We start from the raw sequence: 4,371 nt of genomic DNA on the forward strand, positions 1-4,371 counted from the left end.
ACCAACTTCTATCTCTCAATTTATATTTGCGAAAAAGTGCACCCCCGGGGGGGCAAATCCCTTTAAAACCTTAGTCTACGGAAACATAAAACACACATGAAAAAAAGGGGCAAATTGCCCCAAGCCTTTGATATTAGGCTATCTACGCTCTATCTTCACGACACACTCCACATGGCTCGAGAGGATAGAATGAATGTCTTTCAACCTGTCGGTTCTCGGGAACATGTCCACAGTATTTTTTGCACTATCGGTAGGCGGGAACATATCCACTAATCACAAAAACAAATTGATTTTTGGTGCTTGTTCATATGCTTTACCAGATTTATCTCTTGCAGCATTCTTTAATCCAAATCCAATACACATACCCATCCGTATTGCATCTGGACCATGAAGATTAGCATAATATGTATAAGCCATCTGTATCTCTTTATTCCAGGCATTCCATAACAAAGGACTAAGTACCATATTTTCAGAATATAGCGGTAAAACCATATTTATATAAAATTTAAGTTTATCTATAGAAGCTGTTTCAAGTTGATAAAACAATTTCTCATAAATATACTTCTCAGATTCAAGGCAACTTAATAGTAGCCACGACTGTGTTGTCTCTGGAAAAATTGTAATTGCAATCCTATGCATAATCCCTTTTATAGTATGTTTGATTCTTTTACCATTTAAATCGTAGTCAGGAGCAATATACGCATAACCAGCAAACTTTATTTGTTCTGGAATCCTGATTGCACAAGTTGAAATTCCTTCAAACGTATTTTTCAATATTTGTGTATCATAATGCTGTTTTACTAGTTCAAATTCCTGCTTCTTAAGTTGCAACATTCTGTACATTCCAATAATTTCTGGAGATTGAAAAGCAATGGGATTTTCTCTAAAGTAACTTTGAAATATATCATATGCTATTCTCTGCTTGTAATATTCAAAAATAAAGGCCTTATATGCATAAATAAATTTCATTTCTTCGCTTGTTTCATCAAAGTCTGGAGCTCCTTTTTCTATTACAGCAAACACTATATTATCATGATAATCACAGAAACAAGTTTCTGTAGTTGCATCATTAGCACTTACTTTACTCACTTTCACCATGGGAACTACTTCACCATTATCTAAAGTAATAAGGATCGGTTGCTTTTTTAAGTTTAACATATACACATGATGTTCCGAACCCGCCAATAAAGAAATGATCTTTTTATTCTGTAATGCATGAGCTTCTTTTATTTTTCCTTTACAATGTGCTTGATCAGGATGCATACAGCATTTCTTCATCGCCGAGCGCATCTTTTCCATAATCTGCACATCAGCAGGTTTTTTGGATGTAGCTATTATTTTCAGTGGCTTCCCTTTGCAACAGGAGACAAATTTGACTCCACTTCCACAGGGGCAACTCTCATTATCCTTAATTTTTCTATTGCCAAACAAATACTTTAGCTTTTCCATATTAATCTACTTCCTCTCAAGCTACCCTGCAATGACTTGATTATTTGCGGCCTTCTCCCACAGAAACAAAGACATTCTTTAGCTCATATGGAGCAAAGGTATCCTAACAACTCACGAATCTTTTCTGCAAGTATTGCTTTTCTTGCCTCATAAAACTTTTCGAAGTCTTCTAATTCAAGCGAAACATCCTGCGGAATCATAGCCTGTTTACAAAATTCTGCCTTTTGCTCATCGTTCATATCATTGTAATAATCAACGAGTCGCATATCACTTTTGCTACCGTTACTTCTACCTTCAAGCAAATGTAGATTAGGTAGTCGATTGCGCATTCCACGCCATCTTTTCCAATCTTCAATAGTAACAGATATAGGTTTGCTTTCGTTAAATCTGTCATCCGGGAATATGTCGACCTATTTCATTCAATTTAGGATAAGTTTATTTCAATAATAGGTACTATTTTAAGTTCCAGTTTGCTTTATATGGAATTGAATTCATCAAACCTATCGAATTTTCAGATTGACCTAACAGAATATAGGCTTTACCTTCCCGATATATTAATGTTCCATATTCTTGTTTCTTTTCTTCCTCTGATAGTTCTATCTGAGAAGCATAAGTTAATTCAATATCATTAAATCTATATAAACTTTTCCATCTTTCAAAGTTAATATGACCTGTCTTTACGATTGACTCAAGAATTTGCTCAGCATCTTGTAAAACAATCTCGTAATTATAATCATATAAAAGCCTTATTGTGTCTAATGTTTTATTCTTGCTGTTAATAAATGTCTGGTTGAAAACAATAGTAATCTGGAAAGTTCTATTCTCCATTATATGATAAATCTTCAATGCTAAGATCGGTAGTGCAATTTTACTTTCTTTATCAAAATGCCAGCCTTTATATGTATTTTTTATATCCTTTAAAATGAATAAATTTGAAATGTCACAGTTAAAGCCATCATTATCTAAGTGTTCAATGATATATCCTAACTCATATAACTTTTTCCTAACATCTTCGCCAAAATAGTAATCAAATACGATTTGATGAAGATACTTCTTGTATTTATTAGAATAAGGATATTTGTATTTATTAATTGCTTCTGTATTATTAGGTACGCGAAACCTAGCATTCTTAATTATCTCTAACAAATCCTCAGTGTAATTTACGAATGCTAATTTATGTAGTCCATCTATATTTATTGCAATTTTATTATTATAAACACTTAATGATATCTTTTCATCTATCTCTAATCTATCAATTTTTACTTCTGGCATCCAACCACTCCTTTCACTCATTAGACATATTAAACCTTTGGTCTCCATACCATTGTGTCATACAAAGGTTTAAGTATTGTCATGTAATTTACAACCTCATTGCTGATTGAATCAATATCTAATAGGGCTTCGTCATCAGCCGGATAAAATAGTCTTAAATACGATTCACATCCATCTGCATCATATTTTTTTAGAAATTTGCAAAACTCTTCCGGATTTTGATTATCTATATCAAAACTATGGTGTTCTCCTGTTACATCATTATAGATTTCCCATGTCATACCATATCCCTGCAACTTAGAAATTTCAGTAGTTATCTTTGGTCCCAGCTGCTGCATCTTCTCCTGTACATATGCTCTATCAATCGCATCATGTCTTACCGCCAGAAATAAGTTTATCTCAAATCCAGATGGGACAATGCAAAATTGTAAACATCCATGCTTCTGGAATCCTTTTACTTCATCTTTTTCATTAACATCCAGCCATTGGTTAACTATATCTATTTCTTTTTTTGTTTTACCGTAACGGATACCAAGCCAACCAACTCTTCCTTTGTTGTATACACATGGGTTAATAAGTGAAGTAACGTGGTTACGATTCCAATGGCAGCTTACACCGAGTTTTTTTATTTTTGAGTATATATTATTATGAATAGCTAATATTTTATCCTGTACAATTTTTCTTCTTTCTCTGATATCCATATCATTCCTTTGAGCATTTCTATTAAAGAAAGTCTCATAATCAGAAAATACAAAATAATAGTCATCTATTTCATAATCATCTGGATCCATGGCATCATCTTGATGTACATATCCCTTAATCTTTTTTCTAAGCTTTTTCTGAGCCTGCTTTAGCGCTTCAATTTCATCTTGATTATCTCTGTAATATTTAATTACATCATCAGTAACCATAGTTGAATGGAAATCACAGTATTTAAAAAATCGTTCTATTTCATTCAGCTTTTCCCCGTTAACCTCTTCAATGCTGTCAAACTCAATATTCTTTAAAAATCCTCCTTCTGTGAAGTTGGATGAGCCAAATACAACTTTGTTTGTACTTCCTTTCAACAAGTAAACCTTAGGGTGAAATGTATGATTAAAGAAAATTTTAACTTGTGCAATCTTACACAATTCTGCTAATAATTCATGGGGCTTGTCTTGTGAAAATTCGTTAGAAATATATACATTGACACTATCCTTCTTCAACGAGTTCTTTTTAACGATATCATTTAATATACGAAGTCCCTTATTTGAGAAATAAGCTGTACCAATATACACTTCATTAACTTTTTCTATACAGACCAATTCTTCTTCTAAATCTATCTTATTGGCATTTTGGCTCCAATAATACACTGTTTCTCACCATCCTCTTACATTTCCTTTCAGCATTTGTCATAGTTGTCTATTATTACATCTGGTATTATCCATATTATAACAATTATATAATACATACCTGTTTCGTGCAATTGTATAAAAAAGCCGCTAATCTAGGATTATTAATCCACAACCAGCGGCCATAATACATTTTATATTCCTACATCAATCTCTACCCCAATGGATAGGTTACAATTAATTAGACAATAAATATTCGGTCATGATATGATATATAAAAATAGGAGAAGGAGAAATTATCATGGCTGGAAAAATAAAG

At 32.7% G+C, this 4,371-nt stretch carries 4 protein-coding genes; all 4 read right to left on the reverse strand.

The window, feature by feature from the left end; all coding sequences use genetic code 11:
• Window positions 1–273: 273 nt before the first annotated feature.
• Window positions 274–1,449 carry a hypothetical protein gene (locus tag Q428_RS13375; RefSeq protein WP_035381759.1) on the reverse strand — a complete coding sequence of 392 codons (1,176 nt, stop codon included), beginning with the start codon at window positions 1,447–1,449 and terminating at the stop codon, window positions 274–276.
• 83 nt (window positions 1,450–1,532) lie between these two features.
• Window positions 1,533–1,778: a hypothetical protein gene (locus tag Q428_RS13380; RefSeq protein ID WP_035381761.1), complete on the reverse strand. Its 246-nt coding sequence runs from the start codon at window positions 1,776–1,778 to the stop codon at window positions 1,533–1,535.
• A gap of 124 nt (window positions 1,779–1,902) precedes the next feature.
• Window positions 1,903–2,721, reverse strand: coding sequence for an HNH endonuclease family protein (locus Q428_RS13385; RefSeq protein ID WP_035381763.1), 819 nt, complete (start codon window positions 2,719–2,721; stop codon window positions 1,903–1,905).
• A 29-nt stretch (window positions 2,722–2,750) separates the two neighbouring features.
• Window positions 2,751–4,073, reverse strand: a complete 1,323-nt coding sequence (locus Q428_RS13390; protein WP_035381765.1) for a phospholipase D family protein — start codon at window positions 4,071–4,073, stop codon at window positions 2,751–2,753.
• Window positions 4,074–4,371: the final 298 nt, after the last annotated feature.

This window comes from Fervidicella metallireducens AeB, assembly GCF_000601455.1.
Classification (GTDB): domain Bacteria; phylum Bacillota; class Clostridia; order Clostridiales; family Caloramatoraceae; genus Fervidicella; species Fervidicella metallireducens.